This is a genomic window from Sphingomonas sp. MJ1 (PH-R8) (assembly GCF_048058635.1).
Classification (GTDB): Bacteria; Pseudomonadota; Alphaproteobacteria; order Sphingomonadales; family Sphingomonadaceae; genus Sphingomonas.
This window is the reverse complement of the sequence record NZ_JBBEFX010000005.1, coordinates 11,871-36,917: the sequence shown is the minus strand read 5'-3', so window position 1 is coordinate 36,917 and position 25,047 is coordinate 11,871. Positions and strand designations below refer to the sequence as shown.

General features: G+C 69.0%; 25 protein-coding genes. 13 read left to right on the top strand and 12 right to left on the bottom strand.

Annotated elements, in window-relative coordinates; genetic code table 11:
* Positions 1-29 precede the first annotated feature (29 nt).
* A complete protein-coding gene (locus VPH46_RS06105; RefSeq protein ID WP_125961997.1) occupies positions 30-422 on the bottom strand; it encodes a glycine zipper 2TM domain-containing protein in 393 nt (130 codons plus the stop codon).
* Between the two features lie 164 nt (positions 423-586).
* On the opposite strand from VPH46_RS06105, the gene VPH46_RS06100 reads away from it, so the two are divergent.
* Positions 587-1,585 carry an esterase-like activity of phytase family protein gene (locus tag VPH46_RS06100; RefSeq protein WP_416609701.1) on the top strand — a complete coding sequence of 333 codons (999 nt, stop codon included), beginning with the start codon at positions 587-589 and terminating at the stop codon, positions 1,583-1,585.
* 44 nt (positions 1,586-1,629) lie between these two features.
* Here the strand turns inward: VPH46_RS06100 and rpmB are convergent, their stop codons facing one another.
* Complete coding sequence (rpmB, locus tag VPH46_RS06095) at positions 1,630-1,932, bottom strand: 50S ribosomal protein L28 (protein WP_125961999.1); 303 nt, start codon at positions 1,930-1,932, stop codon at positions 1,630-1,632.
* Between the two features lie 183 nt (positions 1,933-2,115).
* Between rpmB and VPH46_RS06090 the strand changes: the two genes are divergently transcribed.
* Together VPH46_RS06090 and VPH46_RS06085 are read left to right on the top strand one after the other, a co-directional pair.
* The gene (locus tag VPH46_RS06090) at positions 2,116-2,334 is read left to right on the top strand and encodes a hypothetical protein (RefSeq protein WP_125962000.1); all 219 of its coding nucleotides are present in this window, start codon (positions 2,116-2,118) and stop codon (positions 2,332-2,334) included.
* A gap of 107 nt (positions 2,335-2,441) precedes the next feature.
* A complete protein-coding gene (locus VPH46_RS06085; protein ID WP_317894207.1) occupies positions 2,442-2,870 on the top strand; it encodes a nucleoside deaminase in 429 nt (142 codons plus the stop codon).
* A 146-nt stretch (positions 2,871-3,016) separates the two neighbouring features.
* Here VPH46_RS06085 and VPH46_RS06080 read toward each other — a convergent pair whose 3' ends face one another.
* A complete protein-coding gene (locus VPH46_RS06080) occupies positions 3,017-3,694 on the bottom strand; it encodes an OmpA family protein (RefSeq protein ID WP_239434988.1) in 678 nt (225 codons plus the stop codon).
* 157 nt (positions 3,695-3,851) lie between these two features.
* Here VPH46_RS06080 and VPH46_RS06075 point away from each other — a divergent pair, with 157 nt between their 5' ends.
* On the top strand, positions 3,852-5,159 hold the full coding sequence (locus tag VPH46_RS06075; RefSeq protein WP_416609698.1) for a hemolysin family protein: 1,308 nt from the start codon (positions 3,852-3,854) through the stop codon (positions 5,157-5,159).
* A 20-nt stretch (positions 5,160-5,179) separates the two neighbouring features.
* Here the strand turns inward: VPH46_RS06075 and VPH46_RS06070 are convergent, their stop codons facing one another.
* Together VPH46_RS06070 and purD are read right to left on the bottom strand one after the other, a co-directional pair.
* Complete coding sequence (locus VPH46_RS06070) at positions 5,180-5,893, bottom strand: hypothetical protein (RefSeq protein ID WP_416609696.1); 714 nt, start codon at positions 5,891-5,893, stop codon at positions 5,180-5,182.
* 80 nt (positions 5,894-5,973) lie between these two features.
* Entirely contained in the window at positions 5,974-7,236 is a 1,263-nt protein-coding gene (gene purD / locus VPH46_RS06065) for a phosphoribosylamine--glycine ligase (RefSeq protein WP_416609694.1), read from the bottom strand.
* On the opposite strand from purD, the gene xseA reads away from it, so the two are divergent.
* Genes xseA through mtnP form a run of 5 tightly spaced genes read left to right on the top strand, consistent with a single transcriptional unit; the run spans position 7,235 to position 11,218 of the window.
* On the top strand, positions 7,235-8,614 hold the full coding sequence (xseA, locus tag VPH46_RS06060) for an exodeoxyribonuclease VII large subunit (protein WP_416609692.1): 1,380 nt from the start codon (positions 7,235-7,237) through the stop codon (positions 8,612-8,614). The genes purD and xseA overlap by 2 nt on opposite strands.
* A gap of 19 nt (positions 8,615-8,633) precedes the next feature.
* On the top strand, positions 8,634-8,834 hold the full coding sequence (locus tag VPH46_RS06055; protein ID WP_125962004.1) for a DUF2093 domain-containing protein: 201 nt from the start codon (positions 8,634-8,636) through the stop codon (positions 8,832-8,834).
* Between the two features lie 35 nt (positions 8,835-8,869).
* On the top strand, positions 8,870-9,742 hold the full coding sequence (locus tag VPH46_RS06050; protein WP_416610018.1) for a M23 family metallopeptidase: 873 nt from the start codon (positions 8,870-8,872) through the stop codon (positions 9,740-9,742).
* Positions 9,743-9,798: 56 nt separating this feature from the next.
* Positions 9,799-10,332, top strand: a complete 534-nt coding sequence (locus tag VPH46_RS06045) for a superoxide dismutase family protein (RefSeq protein ID WP_416609690.1) — start codon at positions 9,799-9,801, stop codon at positions 10,330-10,332.
* A gap of 16 nt (positions 10,333-10,348) precedes the next feature.
* A complete protein-coding gene (mtnP, locus tag VPH46_RS06040) occupies positions 10,349-11,218 on the top strand; it encodes an S-methyl-5'-thioadenosine phosphorylase (protein ID WP_416609688.1) in 870 nt (289 codons plus the stop codon).
* A 45-nt stretch (positions 11,219-11,263) separates the two neighbouring features.
* Here mtnP and VPH46_RS06035 read toward each other — a convergent pair whose 3' ends face one another.
* Positions 11,264-11,689: a GNAT family N-acetyltransferase gene (locus VPH46_RS06035; RefSeq protein ID WP_416609686.1), complete on the bottom strand. Its 426-nt coding sequence runs from the start codon at positions 11,687-11,689 to the stop codon at positions 11,264-11,266.
* Between the two features lie 501 nt (positions 11,690-12,190).
* The gene (gene acnA / locus VPH46_RS06030) at positions 12,191-14,863 is read right to left on the bottom strand and encodes an aconitate hydratase AcnA (RefSeq protein WP_416609684.1); all 2,673 of its coding nucleotides are present in this window, start codon (positions 14,861-14,863) and stop codon (positions 12,191-12,193) included.
* A 235-nt stretch (positions 14,864-15,098) separates the two neighbouring features.
* Between acnA and VPH46_RS06025 the strand changes: the two genes are divergently transcribed.
* From VPH46_RS06025 to VPH46_RS06015, 3 genes are read left to right on the top strand one after another with little or no spacing between them, the layout of a single operon-like run.
* A complete protein-coding gene (locus VPH46_RS06025; protein ID WP_416609682.1) occupies positions 15,099-15,878 on the top strand; it encodes a histidine phosphatase family protein in 780 nt (259 codons plus the stop codon).
* The gene (locus VPH46_RS06020; RefSeq protein ID WP_416609680.1) at positions 15,875-16,759 is read left to right on the top strand and encodes an NAD(P)H-hydrate dehydratase; all 885 of its coding nucleotides are present in this window, start codon (positions 15,875-15,877) and stop codon (positions 16,757-16,759) included. Before VPH46_RS06025 ends, VPH46_RS06020 begins: the two co-directional genes overlap by 4 nt.
* Before the next feature lie 52 nt (positions 16,760-16,811).
* Positions 16,812-17,831, top strand: coding sequence for a glycosyltransferase family 2 protein (locus VPH46_RS06015; protein ID WP_416609678.1), 1,020 nt, complete (start codon positions 16,812-16,814; stop codon positions 17,829-17,831).
* A 165-nt stretch (positions 17,832-17,996) separates the two neighbouring features.
* Here the strand turns inward: VPH46_RS06015 and VPH46_RS06010 are convergent, their stop codons facing one another.
* Both VPH46_RS06010 and VPH46_RS06005 read right to left on the bottom strand, forming a co-directional pair.
* Complete coding sequence (locus VPH46_RS06010; RefSeq protein WP_416609676.1) at positions 17,997-18,728, bottom strand: class I SAM-dependent methyltransferase; 732 nt, start codon at positions 18,726-18,728, stop codon at positions 17,997-17,999.
* A gap of 1 nt (position 18,729) precedes the next feature.
* Positions 18,730-19,113: a GtrA family protein gene (locus tag VPH46_RS06005; protein WP_416610016.1), complete on the bottom strand. Its 384-nt coding sequence runs from the start codon at positions 19,111-19,113 to the stop codon at positions 18,730-18,732.
* Positions 19,114-19,287: 174 nt separating this feature from the next.
* On the opposite strand from VPH46_RS06005, the gene VPH46_RS06000 reads away from it, so the two are divergent.
* Entirely contained in the window at positions 19,288-21,078 is a 1,791-nt protein-coding gene (locus tag VPH46_RS06000; protein WP_416609674.1) for an AcrB/AcrD/AcrF family protein, read from the top strand.
* Between the two features lie 6 nt (positions 21,079-21,084).
* Here the strand turns inward: VPH46_RS06000 and VPH46_RS05995 are convergent, their stop codons facing one another.
* From VPH46_RS05995 to VPH46_RS05985, 3 genes are all read right to left on the bottom strand, one after another.
* Positions 21,085-21,468, bottom strand: a complete 384-nt coding sequence (locus VPH46_RS05995) for an acyl-CoA thioesterase (protein WP_204991328.1) — start codon at positions 21,466-21,468, stop codon at positions 21,085-21,087.
* 31 nt (positions 21,469-21,499) lie between these two features.
* Positions 21,500-23,611, bottom strand: a complete 2,112-nt coding sequence (locus tag VPH46_RS05990) for a RelA/SpoT family protein (RefSeq protein WP_416609672.1) — start codon at positions 23,609-23,611, stop codon at positions 21,500-21,502.
* Between the two features lie 145 nt (positions 23,612-23,756).
* Complete coding sequence (locus VPH46_RS05985; RefSeq protein WP_125962013.1) at positions 23,757-24,965, bottom strand: LL-diaminopimelate aminotransferase; 1,209 nt, start codon at positions 24,963-24,965, stop codon at positions 23,757-23,759.
* Positions 24,966-25,047 lie beyond the last annotated feature (82 nt).

Genomic DNA, 25,047 nt, shown 5'->3' with positions numbered 1-25,047 from the left:
CCCGATGCGCTACAGGGGAGCGAAATCCGTTAGCGGCAGCGACGCGGGCTGTCCGAACGGTCGATCGCACGACCGGCAACCGCGCCGACTGCACCACCCAGCACCGTGCCGAGCAGGCGGTCTCCGCGACCCGCAACCTGGTTACCCAGCAGGCCGCCTGCGACCGCGCCGATCACCGTGCCGCCGTCGCCATTGTCGCAGCGACGATAGTTGCGGTTGTTGTAGTAGCGGCGGTCATTGCCGCGATAGCTGCGGCGATCGTACCCGCGGTCATAGCGGCGGTCGTAGCCACGGTCATAGCCGCGATCATAATGGCGGTCACCGTAATAGTGGCGGCTCTGCGCGACCGCCGGAGCGGTGGGAACCAGCGCGGTGAAGCCCATGGCGAGGGCGGCGCCTGCGAGAGAAAGCTTCTTGAACATCGGTCGTCTCCCAACTCGAACTTTTCCGTCAGCGGCGGGATTGCCCGTCGTCGATGAAGCCCTTTTGGCCGAGTCGCCTTGAGCCGAGCCTGAATGCGCTCGTTATCGGAGGTTCATGCGCGAAACGGCTGTCGCGATGCCGAATCGCCGCTTAAGGCCGACGCATGCGTATCGCTTCCGTGGTGCTCCTGACGCTGGCGTTGGTGCCGAGTTGGACCGGCACCATTCCCCGCCAGATCCTGGGCAAGCACCCGAACGTGACGGCGCGGCAAGTGCCGCTGCGGGCGGGCGACCCGCAGGATCGCCGGGTGGGGGCGCTCACCTATCTGGGCGGCGTCCAGCTCACCAGCCGCGACCGCGCCTTCGGCGGCTTCTCCGCGCTTCGCATCGAGGGAGATCGGTTCACGCTCCTCAGCGACTTCGGATCGGTCGTTCGCTTTCGCATGGGGGCCGACTGGCAGGTCACGGAGCCCGAGTTCCTGTCGCTTCCCGGCGGTCCCGGCACCGGCTGGGAAAAGCGCGACCGCGACAGCGAATCGCTTGCGGTGGATCCGGCGACGGGACGCCTGTGGGTAGGCTTCGAGCGCGCGAACGCGATCTGGCGCTACTCGGCCGATTTCCGCGCCGCGGAGCGACACGTCCGCCCAAGGGCGATGGCCAAGTGGCCCAACGCCAGCGGGCCGGAAGCGATGGTGCGCCTGCGATCCGGCGCGTTTCTGGTGTTCAGCGAAGGCGCCCGCAACCGGAAACGGCGGGAGATCGGCTTCGACGCGATCCGATTCGCAGGTGACCCGACGGTGCACCCGGACCGGGGCTTTCACTTCCGCTACCTGCCGCCCAAAGGCTATGCGCCCACGGACGTGGTGGAGCTCGCCGACGGACGGCTGCTTATGCTGCATCGTGCGGCGTCGCTGCGGAAGGGGTTCACCGCCATCCTCTCCGTCATCGAACCGGAGGCGATTCGGCCGGGGGCAATAGTGCAGGGGCGGGAGATCGCCCGGCTGGCGGACGACGTGATCCACGACAATTACGAGGCGCTGGCAGTCACGCATGAAAAAGACGCGACCATCCTGTGGCTCGCGTCCGACGACAACCAGATGTGGATCGAGCAGTCGCTGCTCTTGAAGTTCCGGCTGGACCTTCCGCCCGCAGGCGGAAGGTAGCAGGATCAGGCCGCCCGTCCGCCCGAAGGGGACAGGCAGCTAAATCAGGCCGCCGCCTCGGTGGTGGTGGCGATCTTCTTGGCGATCTCGCGCTTCAGGCGACGAACGCGCAGCGACAGGTCGGTGTCGCGGGTCTTGAGCAGCCAGTTGTCCAGGCCGCCGACATGCTCGACCGAGCGCAGGCCGTGCGTCGACACGCGCAGCTTCACGCCGCGCTCCAGCGCGTCCGAAAGAAGCGTCACGTTCTGCAGGTTCGGCAGAAAGGTACGCTTGGTCTTGTTGTTGGCGTGGGAAACGTTGTTACCCACCTGCCGGCCCTTGCCGGTCAGCTCGCAAATGCGCGACATGCGTTGGTTCCTGGTTACGGCAATGGTCGGGGCAACTGCCCCGGGAAAGTCGGCGCTAGTAACGGCAGAGGCGCGCCGCGTCAACCGCGCCACCGCGGACTGACGTTGCGCAGCGTGCAACCGCCCGCCGCCTGCGCGCGTTATTCCGGCAGCGAATCCTTTTGGCAACCGGGGAATCCCTTCATGCGCGCGATCCTCTTCATCCTCGGCCTCGTCGTCCTGCTGCTGATCGGCGCGATGATGCTCGGCCTGGTCAGCATCGACATGGTCCGTCCCGCCGCCGTCCAGGCGCCCAAGTTCGAAGCGGACGTGGGCCGCGTCGATGTCGGAACCGAGAACCGCACCGTGCAGGTGCCGACCCTCGACATTCAGCGCGCCGACAACACCCAGGCGGCGCAGTAACCGCCGAGCCTGTTCCACGCAGCGGCCGGGGCCTCGTGGCCTGGCTGCTGGTGTAAGGCGCCCGGCCGGGCCATGACGCGGCCATGGCCTTTCCGCTTCCCGAACCCATGCGCCTGGCGCTCGACGCGGCGCGCGCCGCTGCGGACGCGGGCGAGGTGCCGGTGGGCGCCGCGCTGCTCCAGAACGGACGCGTGCTGGCGGTCGCCGGCAACGCCCCCCGCACGCTCTGCGACCCGACCGCGCACGCCGAGATGCGGGTGATTCGCGCCGCCGCGGCGGCGCTCGGGCGCGAGCGGCTGGAGGATTGCGACCTGTGGGTGACGCTGGAGCCCTGCGCGATGTGCGCCGGCGCCATCGCGCACGCCCGAATCGCGCGGGTATATTACGCGGCATCCGATCCGAAGGGCGGGGCCGTGGAACACGGTCCGCGCTTCTTCGCGCAACCGACCTGCCACCACCGGCCGGAAATCTATCCGGGCATCGGCGAGCGCGAAGGCGCGGCGCTGCTGCGCGATTTCTTTGCGGACCGGCGCTAGCGACGCGGGGCAGGCCGGGATCCTCGCACTCCGTGTTAACGTCGGGAGAGGCGGCACAGCAAAACGCCCGCCGAACCTCGACGAGCGCTTCGCAATCACTGCGCTCCTGCGAAAGCAGGAGCTGGAACTACCGGGGACGGCCCGCCTTAGCGGACCTCGTCCTGGTTGATCGGCACGATCTTGATCTCGACGCGCCGATTCGCGGCGCGGCCGGCGTCGGTGTCGTTGCTGGCGATCGGCTGGGTCTCGCCGAAGCCGCGGGTGCCGATTCGCGCGCTCTGCACGCCATGGGTCGTCAAATAGCCGGCGACGGCCGAGGCGCGGCGCTCCGACAGCGTCTGGTTGTACGCGTCCGACCCATTCGAATCGGTGTGGCCATACACGTCGATATAGGTCTGGTTATATTGCGCCAGCACATCGGCGACCTGGTCCAGCGTCGGCTGGAACTGCGGCTGCACGGTGGCGCTGTCATAGGCGAAGGTGATGCCGGACGGCATGTTCAGCAGCAGGTCGTCGCCCTGGCGGACCACCTGCACGTCGGTGCCGGCGGTGCGCTGGCGCAGCTCGCGCTCCTGGCGGTCCATGTAGTTGCCGATCGCAGCCCCTGCGATGCCGCCCAGGCCCGCGCCGACGATCTTTTCGGTGCGGTCGTTGTGTCCGCCGACGAGGTCGCCCAGCAGATAGCCGCCGAGCACACCGCCGACACCGCCGATCGCTGCCTTCGAAATCGTGCGCTGGCCGGTTTCCGGGTCCGTCACGCACGCGCTGGTCAGCGTCATCGTGCCCAGCGCGCCTGCCAACATCAGCTTCGACACACTCCGCATCATGCTCCTCCGTCTGCAATTTCGTGATTTGATCTTGTTTCGGTGAACACCGACCCCGACAGGATTGTTCCGCACGCGATTTGAACGCTGGCTGACCGAAAGCCTGAGGATGCGGTTGTCGGGGCCGCACCATTGCGGCTAAGCGTTGGGCAGAACAATGACCCAGTTCACCCCATTTCCGTGGATCGACGTCGCGATCATTCTCGCGCTGGTCCTCCTGAACGGCGTCTTCGCCATGTCCGAACTCGCGATCGTGTCCGCACGGCCCGCCCGGCTGGAGGCGCTGGCCCGCGCCGGCGGCAGGGGAGCGGCCACCGCGATGCGGCTGGCGAGCGATCCGGGCAAGTTCCTGTCCACCGTCCAGATCGGCATCACCCTGATCGGCATCGTCGCCGGTGCCTATTCGGGCGCGAGCCTGGGTGGTCCCGTCGGCGAGCGGCTGAGCGCCTGGCTCGGCCTCGCGCCGGAGACCGGAGAGACGGCGGGCTTCGCGATCGTGATCGGGCTCACCACCTATGCCTCGCTGGTGATCGGCGAACTGGTGCCCAAGCAGTTCGCGCTTCGGTCGCCCGAGCCGATCGCCGCCATCGTCGCATTGCCGATGCACTGGCTGTCGAAGCTGACCGCCCCGCTGGTCTGGCTGCTCGACACGACGACCGGCCTCGTCTTCCGGCTGCTGCGCCTCGATCGCGAGACGGAGAACCGCGTCACCGCCGAGGAACTGCAGCTGCTCGTGGCGGAGGCGACCAAGTCCGGCGTGATCGAGGAGCATGAGCGCTCGATCATTTCCGGCGTGGTGCGGCTGGCAGACCGGCCGGTGCGGGAGATCATGACGCCGCGAACCGACGTCGACTGGCTCGACCTGGACCTGGAGCCGGAGAAGCTGCGCGCCGCCCTTGCCGATACGCCGCACACCCGCTTGCCCGTCGCCGAAGGATCGATCGACAAGGTCGTGGGCGTGGTGCAGGCGCGGGACATCGTTGCGGCGACCATGCGCGGCGAGGCGCTGGACCTGCGCCGCCTGATGCATGTCGCGCCGGTGCTGCCCGACCAGGTCGATGCGATGGACGCGCTCACGGCGCTGCGCGGTGCCGATGTGCCGATGGGCCTGGTCCACGACGAATACGGTCATTTTGAAGGGCTGGTGACGCCTGCCGACCTGCTCAAGGCGATCGCCGGCGAGTTCGCATCCGACGCCGAGCCGGGTGATACGCCCAACGTCATCGCGCGGGAGGACGGCACCCTGCTGGTTTCCGGCCAGCTCTCGGCCGACGCGCTGGCCGAGCGGCTGGGGATCGAGCTGCCCGAGGATCGCGACTATGCGACGGTCGCGGGTCTCGCGCTTGCGATCCTCAAGCACCTGCCCGAGGAGGGCGAGCACTTCCTCGAGCAGGGCTGGCGCTTCGAAATCGTCGACATGGACGGGCGCAAGATCGACAAGCTGCTGGTGTCCGCCGCGGCCTGAACCGCGGCGGCTTCAAGAGTTCAGCCGAGCTTGCCGAACTTCGCTTCATAGCCGGCGCGGTCGCCCGCCGCGAGCAGCTGCGCCTGCTCGACCCAGCGGTCCCGCGCCATCCGGCCCTGGAAGGTGCCGAGCGACGCATCGATCCGGTCGGCCTCGGCCGGGCTGAGCGCGGCCAGGTCGGCGATGCTCGTGATCCCCATCTCGGCGAGCTGCGCGGCCACCTTGGGGCCCAGGCCCTTCAGCGTGGTGAGGTCGCTTGCTGCGTTAGCAGGGATGGGTGCGGGTGCGGGTGCCGGGGCGGGGCTGGCAGGCGGCGCGCTCGGTGCAGCTGCGGCCGGCGGCTCGGCAGGTGCCGGCGGTGCCGCGGACGCGATCGGCTCGGCGGGTGCCGGCGCGGTCGCGGGAGCGGCGTGCTGCGGTTCCTGCACAGGCTGCGGCGCGGGGGCGGGGAGGTCGGTCGGCTCCACCGGCGCTCGGCGCTCGGCTGCGATGGCCGCGCCCGGTGCGTCCGGATCGGCGACCGCCGCCCCAGGTTCCTCGCGGCGACTGTGTCCGATCGCTTCCAGCTCGCGCTCGGCGGCGCGGCGCTTGGCGCGAAGCCGCATTCCCCACAGGATCGCGATGACGATGATCGCCGCAAAGACCGCGATCACCACCAGATGGGTGACGGTGATGGGCATCATCTGGTCCGCCGCCCCTACGACGGTCTGGCGGGATTGTTCGGCTTCTTCCATGCGTACGCCTCCGGCCGGCCAAACCGCGGCCGGAGGCAGAACATAGCGGCGCAGCCGCCATCCTCAAGGCGTTGAGGCGCTTAGCCTTCTTCGCGCGCGATTTCGCGCCAGCCGATGTCGCGCCGGCAGAAGCCGTCGGCAAAGGCGATGCGGTCGACGGCGCGATAGGCCGCAGCCTGTGCCTCGCGGACGCTGGGGCCGGTGGCGGTGACCGTCAGCACGCGGCCGCCCGAGGCGACCAGCGCCTCCCCCTCGCGGCGGGTGCCGGCCTGGAACACGCGCGCGCCATGCGCCTCGGCGGTGTCGATGCCGGTGATGGTGCCGCCGGCCGCCGGCGTGCCCGGATAGCCGCGCGCCGCCACGACGACGGTCAGCGCGGGGTCGTCGGAGAAGCGCACCTTGTGCCCTGCCAGCCGACCCTCGGCCGTCGCCAGCATGATCTCCAGCAGGTCGCTTTCCAGCCGCATCATCAGCACCTGGCATTCGGGATCGCCGAAGCGCGCGTTATACTCGATCAGCTTGGGGCCGAGCGGCGTCAGCATCAGCCCGGCATAGAGGACGCCGCTGTAGGGCATGCCTTCCTCGGCCAGCTTCTCGATGGTGGGGCGCACGATCGTATCGATCGCCAACTGCTCCAGCTCCGGCGTCAGCACCCGTGCGGGGCTATAGGCGCCCATGCCGCCGGTGTTCGGGCCCACGTCGCCGTCGCCGACGCGCTTGTGGTCCTGCGCCGATCCGAAGGGCAGGTAGCTGGTGCCGTCGGTCAGGACGAACAGGCTCGCTTCCTCCCCGGTCAGGAACTCCTCGATCACCGCCTCGGCACCCGGCCCGTCGAACAGCGCGACCAGCGCCGCGTCTGCCTCCTCCGGCGAGCTGGCGATGGTCACGCCCTTGCCGGCAGCCAGGCCATCCGCCTTGATGACGACCGGCAGCCCGAACGTGCCGAGCGCGTTGCGCGCCGCCTCCAGCGAAGTCACCCGGACATAGCCCGCGGTCGGGATGTTCGCGCGCTGGCACAGATCCTTGGTGAAGCCCTTGGAGCCTTCCAGCTGTGCCGCCGCTGCCGAGGGGCCGAACACGGCGATGCCCGCCTCGCGCAGCCGGTCCGAAAGGCCTTCGACCAGCGGCTGCTCGGGCCCGACCACCACGAAGCGCACCTCGTGCTCGCGACAGAAGGCGAGCAGCGCCGCCTGGTCGGTCGCGGCGATCGGCACGCATTCGGCATGCTCGGCAATGCCGGGGTTGCCTGGCGCGGCATAGAGCCTATCGAGGAGCGGAGATTGTGCGAGCCGCCATGCGAGCGCATGTTCGCGCCCCCCCGAGCCCACCAGCAGGACGTTCATGCCCGATCCTTTTTCCGGCTTTTCATCGGGGCGGCTCGTAGCCGAGCCCATCCCCGGCGACAACGCCGCACCCGTCAGCGTCAGCGAACTTGCCGGCCGCCTGAAGCGCATGGTCGAGGGGGAGTTCGGCCATGTCCGCCTGCGCGGCGAGATTTCGGGCTACAAGCGCGCCGCCTCCGGCCACGTCTACCTGTGCCTGAAGGACGAGAGCGCGGTCATCGACGGCGTGATCTGGCGCGGGGCCGCCGCCGCGCTGCCGTTCCAGGCGCAGGACGGCATTGAGGTGGTCGCCACGGGCAAGCTCACCACCTACCCGGGCCGCTCCAAATACCAGATCGTGATCGATCGCATGGAGCTGGCGGGCGAGGGCGCGCTGATGGCGCTGCTCGAGAAGCTGAAGGCCAAGCTCGGCGCCGAGGGGTTGTTCGATGCCGCCCGCAAGAAGCCGCTGCCCTTCCTGCCGCGGGTGATCGGCGTCGTCACCTCGCCTACGGGTGCCGTGATCCGCGACATCCTTCACCGGCTGGAGGATCGTTGCCCGAGCCATGTCATCGTCTGGCCTGTGCAGGTGCAAGGGGAGGGCGCCGCCCAGCAGGTCGCAGGGGCGGTGCGCGGCTTCGACGCGATCGAACCCGGCGGCCCGGTGCCGCGCCCCGATCTCCTCATCGTCGCGCGCGGTGGCGGCTCGATCGAGGATTTGTGGGCGTTCAACGAGGAAGCCGTGGTCCGCGCCGTCGCCGACTGCTCGATCCCGGTGATCTCAGCGGTGGGGCACGAGACCGACACGAGTCTCTGCGACCACGCCGCCGACCTGCGCGCGCCGACCCCGACCGCGGCGGCGGAGCTTGCGGTGCCGGTGCTCGCCGACCTGCGCCACACCGTGCAGAGCCACGCGATGCGGACCGAGCGTTGCGTCCGCCGCTATCACCAGCGCGGGGAGGAGCGGCTGGCAGCACTCGTCCGCGTGCTGCCGCGGCGCGACGCGCTGCTGGGGCCGCAGCGCCAGCGGGTGGACGACCTCGCCCAGCGGCTGGGTCTGGGGCTGGAGCGGCGGCTGGGGCAGGCGCGGCGGACGCTCGATCGCCAGTCGGCGGTGCTGCGGCCCGCGATGCTGGACCGCCAGCTCGATCGCAGCCGCCAGCATCTCGCATCGGTCGGCCGGCTGCTGGAAAGCGTCAATCCCGACAATCTCCTCAAGCGTGGCTATGTCCGCGTCGAGGCGCGGGGCACCGGCAAGACGATCGACTCCGCCGCCGCCGCCCGGGCTGCGGGCGGCCTGAAGCTCCACTTCCGCGATGGCGTGGTGGACGCACGGGTTGAGCGCGCCGGGGGCAAGCCCTATCCTTCGGACAAGCCCGAGCAGCCGAGCTTGCTCTGATGCCTCTATGGATTACCGGATGTTGATGTCGAACAGCTCGCGCCAGGCGCGCCTCCACTATCTTTCGGGCGGGTTCCGCGTCCTGTCGCCGGGCGACCACGTCGTCTGCGCCCGCACCGGCGAGAAGATCCCGCTCGAGGAGCTCCATTACTGGAGCGCCGAGCGGCAGGAAGCCTATGCCACAGCGGAGGCCGCAACCGCGGCGATGCGTCCGGCGTGAGGCTGCGCGCAGGCGCGACACTCGCAGCGGGGCTGATGGCGGCGCTGCCCGGCTGCGCCGTCGTGCCGGAAGCGGCCGGCCGGGCCCAGCCGGTTCAGGCGTCGCCCGCGGCCGTGGCGGTCGCGCCTGCGCCGCGGCCGGCGGCCCCTGCGCCGTTCCGCTATGAAGGCCAGCGTATCCAGGGCGGCATGCTGGTCGGCACCGCGCCGGCAGGGGTGACGTCGCTGACGTTCGACGGCGAGCCGATCGCGCTCGCACCGGACCGCCGCTTCCTGATCGCCTTCGATCGCGACGCGGGCCCCACCGCCCGGCTCGTCGCGCGCTATGCGGACGGTCGCGAGCAGGTGGAGACGCTCAGCGTCGCCCCGCGCGCCTGGCAGATCGAGCGGCTGCCGACGCTTCCCAAGGTCAGCCAGCCCAGCGCCGAGTTCCAGCGCCGCCGCCCGCCCGAGCTGGCCCAGATCGCCGCCGCCCGCAAGCAGGAGACCGGCGCGCAAGGTTGGTCCCAACGCTTCCAATGGCCGGCGACCGGGCGCATCTCCGGCCGCTTCGGGTCTCAGCGCATCTATGCGGGCGAGCCCGGCAGCTACCATTCGGGCGTCGACGTGGCCAAGCCCACCGGCGCTCCGGTGACGGCGCCGGCAGAGGGCGTGGTGATCCTGGCGGCCGATTCGCCCTTTACCCTGGAGGGCAATCTGCTGATGCTCGACCATGGCATGGGGCTCAGCAGCGCATTTCTTCACCTCTCGCGGATCGACGTCCGGCCCGGGCAGCGCGTCCGCCAGGGCGAGGTGATCGGTGCGGTCGGCAGCACGGGCCGCGCGACCGGCCCGCATCTCCACTGGGGCATGGTCTGGAAGGGGCGTCGGCTCGACCCGATGCTGATTGCGGGGCCGATGCCCGGGTGACGCGGAACTGCCACCGGGATCGGCCATTGAACTGGCAACAAACAAGGGGAACGACGATGAAGACGCACTTAGCCCTGCTCGCCGCGACCGGCCTGATGGCTGCCTGCACGCAGACCGCTCCCGTCGATAGCAGCGCAGCGCCCGCCGCCCCGCGCGTCGCGACCGCGATGCTGCGCACCGCGGCCAATGCGCCGGCGGGCACGGCCACCGCGACGGAAGTCCCCGGCGGCGTCCGCATCGCCCTCAGCGTCACCGGGCTGCCCCAGGGGCCGCACGGCGCCCATGTGCACACCACCGGCCGTTGCGATGCGCCGGACTTCACGACGGCGGGCGGCCACTGGAACCCGACCGCCCGGCAGCACGGCACCAAGAACCCGGCCGGGCCGCACGCGGGCGACATGCCCAACCTGCTGGTCGGCACCGACGGCACCGGCTCGATCGAATTCACGCTGCAGGGCGGCACCTTCGACGGCCTGCTCGATGCCGATGGCTCGGCGTTCGTGGTGCATGCGAGCGCGGACGACCTGATGACCGATCCTTCGGGCAACAGCGGCGGCCGAATCGCCTGCGGCGTCTTCAACCCCGCCTGACGGGGGGCGTGGCGGCGTGAGCGGCTGGACGCTCGGCATCATCGGCGGTTCCGGTCTCTACGCGGTCGCAGGGGTGGAAGAGGGACGGTGGGAGACGGTGGAAACGCCGTGGGGCTCGCCGTCCGACGCTTGCTACGTCGGGCGGATGGGGCATGTCCGCGTGGTGTTCCTGCCGCGCCACGGCCGCGGGCATCGCATCCCGCCCTCCGACCTCAACGCCCGCGCCAACATCGATGCGCTCAAGCGCCTGGGCGTGACGGACGTGCTGGCGATTTCCTCGGTGGGATCGCTGGTCGAGGATCGGCCGCCCGGCAGCTTCACCGTGGTCGATCAGTTCATCGATCGGACTCGCGGACGCGTGTCGAGCTTCTTCGGCCCAGGACTGGTGGCGCATGTCTCGATGGCAGATCCGGTGTGCCCGCGCCTGTCGGCGCTCGCCGCCGACGCCGCCCGTGCGGCCGGTGCCGTCGTGTCGCCGACCGGCACCTATCTCGCGATGGAAGGCCCGCAGTTCTCGACCCGTGCCGAGAGCCGGCTCTACCGCAGCTGGGGTTGCGAGGTGATCGGCATGACGGCAATGCCCGAGGCCAAGCTCGCGCGCGAGGCGGAGCTGCCCTACGCGCTGGTCGGCATGGTCACGGACTATGACTGCTGGCGCGAAGGGGAGGCGGTGGACACTGCCGAGATCCTCGCGCAGCTCGACGCCAATGCACGGAAGGCGCGGTCGCTCGTGCAGCATCTGGTCGCGGCTCTGCCGGAGGAGCGACCGGCGTCCCCCATCGATACCTGCCTCGACTCCGCCCTCATGACCGCGCCGTCGATGCGGGATCCTACGCTGGTGGCGCGGCTGGACGCGGTGGCAGGCAGGGCGCTGCGCCGCACCTGAATTCCCTCCGTACCCTGGTGCGAAGGGATCGGGGCTCCTGGAAGCCTAACCCTCCAGCCGCTTGCTGAGAAAGAACCGCCGGCTGCCGCGCGGGTGGTCTTCCAACGTCCCGAACACGCGGAACCCTAGCTTCTCGTAGAAGCCGCGGGCCTGGAAGGCGAAGGTGTCCAGCCACAGGCCGCAACAGCCGCGCGCCCGGGCGATCCGTTCCGCTTCGGCGATCAGTGCGCTCCCGGTCCCTTGGCCGCGCCACGCCTCAGGTATCGCCAGATACTCGACAAACAGCCAGTCATAGCCGCTGCGGCCCCACAGGCCGCCCACGCTCTTGCCGTCTTCATCGTGCAACAGGATCGCCACGGGTTCGGCCTTCGCCGGCCCTGCCATCTGCTCGTTGTAGGCGCGCAGCGGCGCAAGCACCGCCTCGCGATCTTCGGGGCTGGGCTGTTCGGGGATGTGAAGGCGGAACGTCATGGTGCGCTTGTAGCGCGTCCGGGCAGCAGTGTCCCGGCCTGGCGGCAGGCGGTCCGGCCGGCCGTCGAACCAAAAAAGAGGATGCTCGTGGGGGAGAGCAGGCGCTGGTGGCAGCTCGATCCCCCACGCTGCACCCGCCGTCATGCCGGTTTACCGGCGGCTCCGCTCCCAGTGATTATTATCGTTCGGCGGCTGCAGTGCCATGCGCATAGCAGAACGGCGGACAAAAAAAAGGGCCGACCCGAGGGCCGGCCTTGAAAGGTTTAGGAGAGGATGCCTGAAAGGCACGTGCTTTGTGCGCCGCAGCACGGCTTTACGCAATTGCGAAGGTTTATTGGTGCAGTTGCAGTTCTTGCAACGTCGGCGTGCGCGTAAATTCCGCACCTCTGCAGGGGAATTAGGCAGCCGCCCTGCAAGCTGCTCATTTCGCGGGCAAAGGGGCAAAAAGAAGGGGCGCGGGAAGCTTCCTTCCCACGCCCCTCTCGCTCGTCCGGCGGCTGCTTAGGCAGCGAGCTTGCGCAGCACGTAGTGCAGGATGCCGCCGTTCAGGAAATACTCGAGCTCGTTGACGGTATCGATCCGGCAGCGGGCCTGGAACGTCTCGGTGGTGCCGTCGGCACGGACCAGCGTGACCTCCACGTCCTGGCGCGGGCGCAGGCCCGCGACGTTCTGGATGGTGAAGGTCTCGTCCCCGGTCAGGCCCAGGGTCTGGCGCGTGACGCCTTCCGCGAACTGAAGCGGCAGTACGCCCATGCCGACCAGGTTCGAACGATGGATGCGCTCGAAGCTCTCGGCGATGACGGCGCGGACGCCGAGCAGGTTGGTGCCCTTGGCCGCCCAGTCGCGCGACGAGCCGGTGCCATATTCCTTGCCGGCCACGACCACCAGCGGGGTGCCGTCCGCCTTGTGACGCATGGCTGCGTCATAGATCGGCATCACCTCGCCCTCATACTGGGTCATGCCGCCTTCGACGCCCGGCACCATTTCGTTCTTGATGCGGATGTTGGCAAAGGTGCCGCGGACCATGACTTCGTCGTTGCCGCGGCGGGCGCCGTAGCTGTTGAAGTCCTTGCGCGCGACCTGGTGCTCCTGGAGGAAGCTGCCCGCCGGGCTGTCCGCCTTGATCGAGCCGGCCGGGGAGATGTGGTCGGTCGTGATCGAGTCGCCCAGGATCGCCAGCGGCTTCGCCTCGATGATGTCGGCGACGGGCGCCGGCGTCATCGACATGCCTTCGAAATAGGGCGGGTTGTGGATGTAGGTCGAGCTGGTCGGCCAGCTGTAGGTGTCCGAACCCTCGACCGAGATCGCGCTCCAATGCTCGTCACCGGCATAGACGTTGCCGTAGCGCGAGCGGAACATCTCGTCGTCGATGTTCGCCGCCATCAGGTCGGCGACTTCCTGGTTGGTCGGCCAGATGTCCTTGAGGAACACGTCCTGGCCGTCCGAGCCCTGGCCGATCGGGGTTTCGATCAGATCCTGGGTGACGGTGCCCTTCAGCGCATAGGCGACCACCAGCGGCGGCGAGGCGAGGAAGTTGGCGCGCACGTCGGCCGACACGCGGCCTTCGAAGTTGCGGTTGCCCGACAGGACCGAGGCGGCGACGATGTCGTTGCCGTTGATCGCCTGGCTGATCGGTGCCGCGAGCGGGCCCGAGTTGCCGATGCAGGTGGTGCAGCCATAGCCGACGAGATTGAAGCCGATCGCGTCCAGGTCCTCGGTCAGGCCGGCCTTGTTCAGATAGTCGGTCACCACCTGCGAACCCGGCGCCAGCGAGGTCTTGACCCAGGGCTTCGGCTTGAGGCCCAGCGCGCGCGCCTTGCGGGCGACCAGGCCGGCGGCGACCAGCACCGACGGGTTGGACGTGTTGGTGCAGCTGGTGATGGCCGCGATCACGACGTCACCGTCGCCGATGTCGTGGTCCTTGCCCTCGACCGCGACGCGCTCCGGCTGCTCCTTCTTGTAGAGCTTGGTGAGGTCGCCGTTGAACACCTCGTCCACCTTGTTCAGGCTGACGCGGTCCTGCGGGCGCTTCGGGCCGGCGAGGCTGGGGACGACGCTGCCCATGTCGAGTTCGAGCGTGTCGGTGAAGATCGGGTCCTCGCGGCCGGCCTCGTGCCAGAAGCCGTTCGCCTTGGCATAGGCCTCGGTCAGCGCGATCACTTCCTCCGGACGCGCGGTCAGGCGCATATAGTCGATCGTCTTCTCGTCGATCGGGAAGAAGCCGCAGGTGGCGCCATACTCCGGCGCCATGTTGGCGATGGTCGCGCGGTCGGCGAGCGTCATCGACGACAGGCCCGGGCCGTAGAACTCGACGAAGCGGCCGACGACGCCCTTGGCGCGCAGCATCTGGGTGACGGTCAGCACCAGGTCGGTGGCGGTGATGCCTTCCTTGAGCGCGCCGGTCAGCTTGAAGCCGACGACTTCCGGGATCAGCATCGACACCGGCTGGCCGAGCATGGCGGCTTCCGCCTCGATGCCGCCCACGCCCCAGCCGAGTACGCCCAGGCCGTTCACCATGGTGGTGTGGCTGTCGGTGCCGACCAGCGTGTCGGGATAGGCGATGGCGCTGCCGTCGGTCGCCTGCGACGACCAGACCGACTGCGCGATATATTCCAGGTTCACCTGGTGGCAGATGCCGGTGCCCGGCGGCACGACCTGGAAGTTGTTGAGCGCCTTGGAGCCCCACTTGAGGAACTCATAGCGCTCCATGTTGCGCTGGTACTCCAGCTCGACGTTCTGCTCGAACGCCTTGGGCGTGCCGAACTCGTCGACCATGACCGAGTGGTCGATGACGAGATGGACGGGAACCTGCGGGTTGATCTTGGCCGGATCGCCGCCGAGCTTGGTGATCGCGTCGCGCATCGCGGCCAGGTCGACCACGCAAGGGACGCCGGTGAAGTCCTGCATCAGCACGCGCGCCGGGCGGTACTGGATCTCGCGGTCGGAGCGCGCATCCTTCTGCCAGTCGACGATCGCCTGCGCATCGGCCGGGGTGACGGTGGTGCCGTCCTCGAAGCGGAGCATGTTCTCCAGCAGCACCTTCATCGAGAAGGGCAGGCGGCTGATGTCGCCGAGCTTCGCCGAAGCCTTGGCGAGGCTGTAGTAGCTGTAGCTCTTGCTGCCGACCGTGAGCGTATCACGGGTGCCGAGCGTGTCCTGGCCGATGGCGGTCATAGGTGGACTTGTCCTTCCAGTCTGCGCGGCGCGGACGGAGGGGCGGGAGGGGGTCCCGCTCGGGCGCGCCGCCATCAAAAGCGAATGCGAGATTCGGGCGGGCTGTAGCAAGGGGGTGCGGCTGTGGGAAGTGCGGGTTCTTACCTGCGAAAGGGTCGCAAAAAGAGGGAGTTCTGGAACTCCCTCCGGGGTTCGCCGCTTCCTTCCTGCGAAGATGCCGCAGGAGCCACCGTCCATGCCGACCGCCCATCCCCCCGCCTGGCCCGAACGCCTCTGGATCGTGCGGCACGGGGAAAGCGCGGGCAATGTGGCGCGCGACGCGGCCCACGCGGCGGGCGCCCCGCGGATCGCCGTGGGCACCCGCGACGTGGACGTGCCGCTCTCCCCGCGCGGCGAGGAGCAGGCGCGCGCGCTCGGCCGCTGGTTTGCGCGGGGCGAGGCGCACGGCCGGCCGGAGGTGCTGCTCGCCTCCCCCTATGCCCGGGCGATGGAGACGGCGCGGCTGTTCCGCGAGCAGGGCGGCACCGCCATTCCCGAAGAGCCGATCTGCCCGGACGAGCGACTCCGCGAAAAGGAGTTCGGTATCCTCGATGGCCTGACCACCAGCGGCATCGTCACGCTCCAGCCCGAACAGGCGGAGTTTCGCCGCTTGCTCGGGAAATTCTACCATCGGCCGCCGGGTGGCGAGAGTTGGTGCGACGTCATCTTCCGCCTGCGCTCGCTGATGGACACGGTGGGGCTGCACTATGGTGGCCGCCGGGTGATGATCGTCGCGCACCAGGTCGTGGTGCTCTGCCTGCGCTACGTCATCGAGCGGATGAGCGAGGCGGAGATCCTGGGCATCGATCGGGAGGGAGACGTGGCGAACTGCTCCGTCACCGAATACCGCTATGATCCGGACAAGGGCCGCTACGGCGGCCTGGCGCTCGTCCGCTACAACGAGACGGCGCCGGTCGAGGAAAGTGCGGTCGCGGTCACCGCCGAACCGGACCGCAGCGCCGGAGTGCGCGGATGAGCGAGCCGACGGCAATCGACAGCGCCTGGCTGGCCGCGAACCCGCTGCCCGTCCATGGCGAGGGCACCGACAAGAACAGCCGGGGACGCGTGCTGGCGGTCGGTGGCTCGCGGCGGGTGCCGGGCGGGCTGCTCCTGACCGGTGAGGCTGCGCTCCGAGTCGGCGCCGGCAAGCTGATGCTCGCGACCATCGCTTCGGCAGCGCCGATGCTGGGCGTTGCCATGCCCGAAGCCGGAGTGACCGCGCTCCAGGAGGACGCGGAGGGCGAGATCGCGGGCGAGGCCGGCGCGCTGGCGCAAGAGTCGCGGCGCTGCGACACCATCGTGCTCGGGCCCGCCATCTCGGATCGCACGGCGGCGATCCGGCTGGTCGAGCAACTCGCGGACGATCCTCCGGAGGATGCGGCACTGGTGCTGGACGCCGCCGCGGTCGCCTGTGCCGGGCCGCTCGTCGAGCGGCTGGCCTCCGCCTTCGGGGGCAGGCTGGTTCTCACGCCGCACCTCGGCGAAATGGCGGCGCTGTGCGACTGCGAGCCCGAAGAGATCGCCAGGGACCGCGAGGGTGTGACCCTGCGGACGGCAGAGCGGTTTCAGGCCGTGGTCCTGCTCAAGGACAGCAGCACGCTGGTCGCGGCACCCGACGGACGGACGCTGCTGCGCTATGCGGGCGGCGGCGTCGGGCTCGCCACGGGCGGCTCGGGCGATGTGCTCGCGGGCGCCATCGCGGGGTTGATCGCGCGCGGGGCCGATCCGCTGGTCGCCGCCGGCTGGGGCGTGTGGCTGCATGGCGAGGCGGGGGCGGCGCTGGCGATGGCGAACGGGCCCATCGGCTTCCTCGGTCGCGAACTGCTGCCCCAGCTTTCGCGACTCTTGCCGCGCTGACCGTCGCACAGACAATTCCGTTCGGCGCAGAGTTGGAGTATCGCGCCGGCCCATGAACCGGCCTGCGCTCTCGATCGTGATCCCCTGCTACAATGAAGAAGCGTGTCTCGACGCGCTCCACGCGCGCGTCTCCGCCGCGGCCCATGCCGCGGTGGGGGGCAGCCACGAGATCGTGCTGGTCAACGACGGCTCGCGCGACGGCAGCTGGCCGGTCATGCAGCGCATCGCCGCTTCTGACCCGTGCGTCGTCGCCATCAATCTCTCGCGCAACCACGGCCACCAGCTGGCGCTCACCGCCGGGCTGGACCTGTGCGCGGGCGAGCAGATCCTGATCCTCGACGCCGATCTTCAGGACCCGCCCGAACTGCTGTCCGACATGCGCGAGACGATGGTCCGCGAGGGCGCCGACGTAGTCTACGCCGTGCGCCGCAAGCGCGAGGGCGAGTCGCTGTTCAAGAAGCTGACGGCGGCGATCTTCTACCGCGTGCTTGATCGCGTCACGGACACGCCGATCCCGCTCGACACCGGCGACTTCCGGCTGATGAGCCGGCGTGCGCTCGACGCCTTCCTGTCGCTTCCCGAACAGGCGCGCTTCATCCGCGGCATGGTCGCCTGGGTCGGCTTCCGCCAGGTGCCGTTCCTCTACGATCGTGCCGAGCGCCACGCTGGCGAAACCAAATATCCGCTGGCCAAGATGATGCGCTTCGCGTTCGACGCGATGACGGGCTTTTCCACCGCGCCGCTGCGGCTCGCCAGCCACATGGGGCTGGTGCTCACCGGCGCCTCGGTTTTGCTGATGCTCTACATCGCGATCGGCTGGGCGATGGGGAATGCGGTCCAGGGCTGGACCTCCACCATGCTGGTGGTGGTGTTCCTGGGCGCGGTGCAGATGTTCGTGCTCGGCATGATCGGCGAGTATCTCGGCCGGCTCTACGTCGAATCGAAGCGCCGGCCGCTCTACCTCGTCGCCGATGTGGCGGGCCCGGTGCAGGGCCGTGCCTCGCTCGGCTATCGCGCCGGCGAGCCGGGCGAAGTCATCTACGCACCCCGCGGACCCGGCGCGGCGGAGTAGGCGTGAGGACGCGGAGTATACCCGTTCGTCCTGAGTAGCCATTGAGCGAAGTCGAAATGGCGTATCGAAGGACCGCCACCGGTGCTTCGATACGGGGCTGCGACAAGCTCAGCCCCTACTCAGCACGAACGATTCTGATTTAGGCGGGGGCAGACGTGCGGGAGGTCAGCCCGCCCGCGACAGCAGCGTGATCAGCGACAGCCCAGGCGGCAGGGGCATGCGACCCACCAGGTGCCGCTCCAGCGCAAAGATCTTCTCGAACGCAAGGTTCAGCGGCTTCGCCGGCGGCGAATCGTCGCTGTCGTCCTTGCCGGTCAGCTTGCCGACGGCACGGGCCGCAAGCGCGGCCGGGAACAGCAGCGAGTTGAAATAGCGCAGGCCGTTGTGGGCAAGGCCCGCGTCGGTGATCGCCTTTGCCAGCGTCGCCTTGGAATAGCGGCGGTGGTGGTGGTTCACCACGTCGTGCGCGCTCCACATCCACTGGTGTGCCGGCACGGTGACCAGGATCTTGCCGCCCGGCTTCAGCCGGCGCGCCATGCCCGCGAGTGCCGCGACATCGTCCTCAATATGCTCGACGACGTCGAGCACCGCGATCAGGTCGTAATGGCCTTCCGGAACCCCGGTGAGCTCGGGAAGCGGCGCCTCGCCCACGGGCTTGCCGAGGCGCGCGCTGGCGATGTCGCGCGCGGCCGCGTCGATCTCGATCGCATCCACGTCGCCGAACGCGGCGAGCATCGGCAGGTTGTGGCCGGTACCGCAGCCGATCTCCAGGATGCGCGCGTCCTTCGGCAGCCCCGCATAACGCCCGATATAGTCGGCAAGGATGTCGCGACGGGCCCGATACCACCAGTGGGTGGAGTCATGCGCTGCCATGCGATCGTAGATGACGCGGTCCATATCAGCCAAACACCAGCCAGCGGTTGAGGATGAAGGTGAAGATCGTGGCGAGCGCCACGGCCGGAAGCAGCGGCGCCCAGGCAGGAAGCCCGAACAGGGCCGTCCCCACCCAGGTGATCGCCGCGTTCAGCGCCATGCCCGATCCCTGCACCGCCACGAACTGCAGCTGCTGGCGGACGCCCGGATGGCGGGTGCCATGGCCTTTGAAGCTCCAGCGGCTGTGCAGGAAGAAGCCGGCGGTCACCGCCACGGCGAAGGCGAACGGCACTGCGTAGACCGCGTGCTCCCGCGGAAACATCCAGGTGGTGAGCGGCAGGTACACCGCGGCATAGATCAGCGTCGAGATGCCACCCGCGATGCCGAATCGGATCAGCTGGCCGAGCATGCCGCTCGTCCGCATCGTCTCGACCCGTCTCAAGATGGTGTCCACGCCCGTCTCGCCCTTGCCCTTTGCGCGCCCGCCACTAGAGCCGGCGCCGAGCGCGCGGGCAGTATCGTGCCCGCCGGGGTGAGGAAAGCGGTTTTGAACGAGAGGTCGGGCAAGCTCAGTCTCGCACAGATGCTGGAGCGCCGTTGGGTGCGCCGGGCGCTCCTGGTTTGGGTGGTGATCGCCACCGTCTATCTGATCCAGCGCTGGCCGCAGATCCACTGGCTGGTGCTCAACGACACCGACGACAACATGCGGCTGATGCAGGTCCGCGGGCTGCTCGGCGGCCAGGGGTGGTACGACCTGCGCCAGTACCGTCTCGATCCTCCGGCCGGGATCGACATCCATTGGTCGCGGCTCGTCGACCTGCCGATCGCCGGGCTGTTCCTGCTGTTCAAGCCGTTCACCGGCGCCGCCCTTGCCGAGCGGCTGGCGTGCGGCATCGCGCCGCTGCTGCCGCTGGGCATCGTGCTGGTCGCGATCGCCGCCACCGTCCGCCGGCTGGTGGCGCCCCAGGCATGGGCACTCGCCATCCTGTTCCTGTTCGGCTGTTCCGCGACGCTGCCGATGTTCATGCCGATGCGCATCGACCATCACGGCTGGCAGCTGGCCTGCCTCAGCCTCACGGTCGCGGGACTCGCGGATCCGCGCAAGGGCAGGGGCGGGGCGCTGGTCGGCATCTCGAGCGCGGTGTCGCTCACCATCGGCCTCGAACTGCTGCCCTATTGCGCGATGGCAGGCGGCCTGGTCGCGCTGCGCTGGGTCTGGGACCCGGCGGAGGCGCGGCGGCTCGCCGTCTATGGCGCGACGCTTGCCGGCGGCAGCGCTCTCGGCTTCGCCGCCTTTGCCTCCAACGCCAACTACGCGATGCGCTGCGATGCGCTAACCCCGGTGTGGCTGTCGGTGACGGTCGCGGGCGGCGCGGCGCTGTTCGCGCTCTCGCGCCTGCCGCTCAAATCGCGCATCGCGCGGCTCGCGGCCGGTGCGGCCGTGGGCGCGGTGATCGCGGGCGGCTTCGCCGTGCTGTTCCCCAAGTGCCTGTCGCGGCCGGAGGGCGTGTCGGACGAACTCGCCAACCTCTGGCTCAACAACGTCCGGGAAGCCAAGCCGATCTACAAGCACCCGCTGCGCATTGCCGTGCCGATCGCGGTCGTGCCGACGCTGGGCCTCTTGGGCGCATGCCTCGCCTGCTGGCGCGCCCGGCGCAATCCGGAGCAGCTGGCGGGCTGGGCCGCGATCGCGCTGTTCACCGCCTTCGCCGGGGCAATGCTGCTGTGGCAGATCCGCGCCGGCCCCGCCGCACAGCTGCTGGCGATCGCGGGCGAAGTGGCGCTCGCCTGGATGATCCTCACCTGGTTCGTCAGCCGCCGTTCGACCGCCATCAAGGTCGCAGGCGCGGTGCTTGCGGTCGTGTTGCTGCTCGCCGGGCTGTTCTCCGCGACCCTGATCCAGCGCCTGCGCCTCGACCCGCCGGACCGGCGGACGCTGATGGTGAACCGCGCCAGTGCGCGCTGCATGAGCATCTCGGCACTGGCCGAGCTGGACCGCATTCCCGCCGCCACCATGTTCACCCATGTCGATCTGGGGCCGCGGCTGATCGTGGGCACGCATCACAACGGCATCACGGGCCCGTATCATCGCAACGAGCAGCCGATCCTGGACGTGCACCACGCCTTCCAGGGCAGTGCCGATGCGTTCCGCCGGATCGCGTGGCGCCACGGCGCGACCTATCTGCTGGTCTGCCCGAACCTTGCGGAAACCACGCTCTACCGCGCGCGCGCGCCGGAGGGCTTCTATGCGCATCTCGCCAAGGGCGAGGTGCCGGCATGGCTGGAGCCGGTGCCGCTGTCGAAGCGGGCACCGTTCAAGCTGTGGCGGATCCGCTATGCGGACGCAGCCGCGCCCGCAGCGCCAGCCCGCTGATCGGGATCAGTCCGGAAGGAAGCGGCTGACGACGTCGCGCGCCAGCCGCGAGGGGCGGCGCGTGTCCGAATCGAGCGAGCACCAGGTGCTCTGCACCTCGGCCAGCACTTCCTCGCCGCGCTTGATCAGCGTGGAGAAGAAGGCGCGCGCACCCTGGACGCGCTCGGCAACCACGGTCGCGATGATCGCATCGTCCAGAAAGGCAGGGCGCCGATAGGTGATCTCGTGCTTGAGCGCGACCCACAGGTGCTGGCCGACCGCCTCGGCAGGAGCGACCTTCTCCCAATAGGCGACGACGGCTTCCTGGACCCAGGACAGGTACACCGCATTGTTCACATGACCCATGTGATCGATGTCGGCAGGTGCCACGGCGAGCGGGTGGAGGTGCATGGGAAACGCCTGCGCGCCACTGACAATCCTGTCAATTGCTTTGGGTGGAACCGTCGATGCGCTGCGCTGCATTCACCACATCGGCCGCCCGGAGTGCTGCCAGCAGGCGCATCAGGTGGGTCGCGTCCCGCACCTCCAGGTCGATGGTGTTGGTGTGGAAGGTGGTGTCGCGGTTGTCGAGCCGCAGTCCCAGGATGTTCGCCTTGTGCGCGCCGATGATGGTCGCGATCGCGCCCAGCGCGCCCGGCTCGTTCTTCAGCGTCACCGCGATGCGCGCAGTGCCGCCCTCCGCGCCGTCGCCCCAGGCGACGTCGATCCAATCGGCGTCGTAGCGGTCGGCGAGCGAGGGGCAGCTGATCGCATGCACCTCGATGCCGCCACCGGGCTTCCGCAGCGCGACGATGCGATCGCCCGGAACCGGGCGGCAGTCCTCGGCCAGGTCGAAGGCGACTCCCGGTGTCAGCCCCTCGATCACGATCGGGGCGCGCTGCCCGAGCAGCTGCTTGGCACGGGCACCCGCGGCGGTGCCGGGCATCAGCGCCTCGATCACGGCCTCGTCGTCCAGCTTGCCGTTGGCGATCGCGTCGCGCAGCGCGTTCTCGTCCGACAGCCCCAGCCGCTTGAGGGCGTCCTCCACCGCCGCCGCGCTCAGCGTCACCGGCAGCCGCGCAACGATGTCGTCATAGAGCTTGGCGCCGAGCGCCAGCGTCTCCTCGCGCTCCTTGTGCCGCAGGTGGCGGCGGATCGCCGCCTGCGCCTTGCCGGTCACGGCGAAGTTCAGCCAGTTGCTCTGCGGCTCCTGCGCCTTGGAGCGCAGGATCTGCACCTGGTCCCCGTTGCGCAGTTCGGTGCGCAGCGGCACCACGCGCCCGTTGACCTTGGCGCCCACCGCCTGGCTGCCGAGATCGGTGTGCACCGCATAGGCGAAGTCGATCGGCGTCGCCCCCTTGGGCAGCTGGTGCAGCTCGCCCTTGGGCGTGAACGCGAAGATGCGATCCTGGTACATCGCCATGCGCGTGTGCTCGAGCAGCTCTTCCGGGCTCTCGGCCGTGTCCAGGATTTCAACCAGGTCGCGGATCCAGCTGACCTGGGTGTCGGGTCGCACCGCGTCCTGCTTATAGGCCCAGTGCGCGGCCATGCCGAACTCCGCCTGGGCATGCATGGCGCGCGTGCGGATCTGGATCTCCACGCGCATGTTCTCGGAATGGATGACGCTGGTGTGCAGCGAGCGATAGCCGTTGCGCTTGGGCGTCGAGATATAGTCCTTGAACCGGCCCGGCACCATCGGCCAGCGCCGATGGATGATGCCCAGCGCCCGGTAGCATTCCTCCTCGGTCTCCACGATCGCGCGGAACGCCATGATGTCGGTCAGCTGCTCCATGCTGACGTGGCGCTCCGACATTTTGCGCCAAATGGAATAGGGGTGCTTCTCGCGACCGGAGACCTCGGCCTCGATGCCGCTGCGCTCCAGCAGCTGTTTCAGGCCGCCCGCAATGCTCTCGATGCGCTCGCGGCCGCCGGTCTGCAGCTGCTCCAGGCGGCGCGTGATCGACTCATACGCCTCCGGCTCGATCTGCTGGAAGGCGAGCGTCTGCATCTCGTTCATGAATTCGTACATGCCGATCCGCTCGGCGAGCGGGGCATAGATTTCCATGGTTTCGCGCGCGATCCGCCGCCGCTTCTCGGGCTTGGCGATGTGATGCAGCGTGCGCATGTTGTGCAGCCGGTCGGCCAGCTTCACCAGCAGCACGCGGATGTCGTCGGACATCGCCAGCAGGAACTTGCGCAGGTTTTCCGCCGCGCGCTGGTTCTCGGTCTGCGCCTCGATCTTCGACAGCTTGGTCACGCCGTCGACCATGCGCGCCACCGACGGCCCGAACTTCGCCTCGATCTCCTCGGGCGTCGCGACCGTGTCCTCGATCGTGTCGTGGAGGATCGCGGTGGCGATCGTCTCGTCGTCCAGATGCAGGTCGGTCAGGATGCCCGCCACCTCGATCGGGTGGCTGAAATAGGGATCGCCCGACGCCCGTTTCTGGCTGCCATGGGCATGCATCGAAAAGACATAGGCGCGGTTCAGCAACGCCTCGTCGGCCTCCGGGTCATAGCCTTTGACCCGCTCCACCAGTTCATATTGTCGCAGCACGGGAACTAGATGGGGTGGCTCGCTGCTGCTTTGCAACGAAATTCTCCCGCTTCAGGGGGAGATTTGCTTCGTCGGCTCTCGGCGATGCGGCGCAGCATCGCCGGGATGGCGGCGGAGCGAAGACCGGCCTCGCTCCGCCTCAGGATCAGCCGGCTGCCTGGCCGGGCGTGTTGACGCCCATCGACTGGAGGTAGCGCTTCACGTTGCGCGCCGCCTGGCGCAGCCGCTGCTCGTTCTCGACCATGGCGATGCGGACATAGCCCTCACCGTTCTCGCCATAGCCGACGCCCGGCGCGACCGCGACCTTGGCATGGGTGAGCAACTGCTTGGAGAACTCCAGCGAGCCGAGATGTGCCAGCGCCGGCGGCAGCGGCGCCCAGGCGAACATCGAGGCAGGCGGGGAGGGGATGTCCCAGCCGGCGCGCGCGAAGCTCTCCACCATCACGTCGCGTCGCTTGTGGTAGAGCTGGCGATTGCGCTCCACGATGTCCTGCGGGCCGTTGAGCGCCGCGCAGGCCGCCGCCTGGATCGGGGTGAACGCTCCGTAATCGAGGTAGGACTTCACCCGCGTCATCGCCGCGATCAGCTGCTTATTGCCGACGGCAAAACCGATCCGCCAGCCGGCCATCGAATAGGTCTTCGACAGCGAGGTGAACTCGATCGCGACATCCTTCGCGCCTTTCACCTGCAGGATCGAGGGCGTCGGCTTGCCGTCAAAATAGAGCTCCGAATAGGCGAGATCGGACAGGATCCAGACCTTGTTCTCCTTCGCCCAGGCGACCAGCCGCTCGTAGAAGGCGAGGTCCACTGCCTCCGCCGTCGGGTTTGACGGATAGTTCACGACCAGGATGCTCGGCCGCGGAACGGTGAAGTTCATCGCCCGCTCGAGGCTCTCGAAATAGGCGTCGTCCGGCGTCGTCGGCACCGCGCGGATGGTCGCGCCCGCGATGATGAAGCCGAAGGTGTGGATCGGGTAGCTGGGATTGGGCGCCAGCACGACGTCGCCCGGCGCCGTGATCGCAGTGGCGAGGCTGGCGAGCCCCTCCTTCGACCCCATGGTCACGACGACTTCGGTCTCGGGATCGATGTCGACGCCGAAGCGGCGGCCGTAATAGTTGGCCTGCGCGCGCCGCAGCCCGGGGATGCCCTTGGACGCCGAATAGCCATGGGCGTCGGGCTTGCGCGCTACTTCGCACAGCTTGTCGATCACATGCGGCGGCGGCGGCAGGTCCGGGTTGCCCATGCCGAGGTCGATGATGTCCTCCCCGCCCGCGCGCGCCGCCGCTCGCATCGCGTTCACTTCGGCGATGACATAGGGCGGCAGGCGCTTGATGCGGTAGAATTCCTCGGACATCGGTCCCTCGTTGCTTGATGGAGCGTTCTTCTACGCCATTCGCCGGCCTGCGGGAAACAAAGTTGGCGTCCCGCACGCATCG

What these genes read in the sequence shown, in the direction of transcription:
- VPH46_RS06105 (WP_125961997.1), bottom strand. Translation starts at nt 422, where the DNA reads ATGTTCAAGAAGCTTTCTCTCGCAGGCGCCGCCCTCGCCATGGGCTTC.
- VPH46_RS06100 (WP_416609701.1), top strand. Translation starts at nt 587, where the DNA reads ATGCGTATCGCTTCCGTGGTGCTCCTGACGCTGGCGTTGGTGCCGAGT.
- rpmB (WP_125961999.1), bottom strand. Translation starts at nt 1,932, where the DNA reads ATGTCGCGCATTTGCGAGCTGACCGGCAAGGGCCGGCAGGTGGGTAAC.
- VPH46_RS06090 (WP_125962000.1), top strand. Translation starts at nt 2,116, where the DNA reads ATGCGCGCGATCCTCTTCATCCTCGGCCTCGTCGTCCTGCTGCTGATC.
- VPH46_RS06085 (WP_317894207.1), top strand. Translation starts at nt 2,442, where the DNA reads ATGCGCCTGGCGCTCGACGCGGCGCGCGCCGCTGCGGACGCGGGCGAG.
- VPH46_RS06080 (WP_239434988.1), bottom strand. Translation starts at nt 3,694, where the DNA reads ATGCGGAGTGTGTCGAAGCTGATGTTGGCAGGCGCGCTGGGCACGATG.
- VPH46_RS06075 (WP_416609698.1), top strand. Translation starts at nt 3,852, where the DNA reads ATGACCCAGTTCACCCCATTTCCGTGGATCGACGTCGCGATCATTCTC.
- VPH46_RS06070 (WP_416609696.1), bottom strand. Translation starts at nt 5,893, where the DNA reads ATGGAAGAAGCCGAACAATCCCGCCAGACCGTCGTAGGGGCGGCGGAC.
- xseA (WP_416609692.1), top strand. Translation starts at nt 7,235, where the DNA reads ATGCCCGATCCTTTTTCCGGCTTTTCATCGGGGCGGCTCGTAGCCGAG.
- purD (WP_416609694.1), bottom strand. Translation starts at nt 7,236, where the DNA reads ATGAACGTCCTGCTGGTGGGCTCGGGGGGGCGCGAACATGCGCTCGCA.
- VPH46_RS06055 (WP_125962004.1), top strand. Translation starts at nt 8,634, where the DNA reads ATGTTGATGTCGAACAGCTCGCGCCAGGCGCGCCTCCACTATCTTTCG.
- VPH46_RS06050 (WP_416610018.1), top strand. Translation starts at nt 8,870, where the DNA reads ATGGCGGCGCTGCCCGGCTGCGCCGTCGTGCCGGAAGCGGCCGGCCGG.
- VPH46_RS06045 (WP_416609690.1), top strand. Translation starts at nt 9,799, where the DNA reads ATGAAGACGCACTTAGCCCTGCTCGCCGCGACCGGCCTGATGGCTGCC.
- VPH46_RS06035 (WP_416609686.1), bottom strand. Translation starts at nt 11,689, where the DNA reads ATGACGTTCCGCCTTCACATCCCCGAACAGCCCAGCCCCGAAGATCGC.
- acnA (WP_416609684.1), bottom strand. Translation starts at nt 14,863, where the DNA reads ATGACCGCCATCGGCCAGGACACGCTCGGCACCCGTGATACGCTCACG.
- VPH46_RS06025 (WP_416609682.1), top strand. Translation starts at nt 15,099, where the DNA reads ATGCCGACCGCCCATCCCCCCGCCTGGCCCGAACGCCTCTGGATCGTG.
- VPH46_RS06020 (WP_416609680.1), top strand. Translation starts at nt 15,875, where the DNA reads ATGAGCGAGCCGACGGCAATCGACAGCGCCTGGCTGGCCGCGAACCCG.
- VPH46_RS06015 (WP_416609678.1), top strand. Translation starts at nt 16,812, where the DNA reads ATGAACCGGCCTGCGCTCTCGATCGTGATCCCCTGCTACAATGAAGAA.
- VPH46_RS06010 (WP_416609676.1), bottom strand. Translation starts at nt 18,728, where the DNA reads ATGGACCGCGTCATCTACGATCGCATGGCAGCGCATGACTCCACCCAC.
- VPH46_RS06005 (WP_416610016.1), bottom strand. Translation starts at nt 19,113, where the DNA reads ATGCTCGGCCAGCTGATCCGATTCGGCATCGCGGGTGGCATCTCGACG.
- VPH46_RS06000 (WP_416609674.1), top strand. Translation starts at nt 19,288, where the DNA reads ATGCTGGAGCGCCGTTGGGTGCGCCGGGCGCTCCTGGTTTGGGTGGTG.
- VPH46_RS05995 (WP_204991328.1), bottom strand. Translation starts at nt 21,468, where the DNA reads ATGCACCTCCACCCGCTCGCCGTGGCACCTGCCGACATCGATCACATG.
- VPH46_RS05985 (WP_125962013.1), bottom strand. Translation starts at nt 24,965, where the DNA reads ATGTCCGAGGAATTCTACCGCATCAAGCGCCTGCCGCCCTATGTCATC.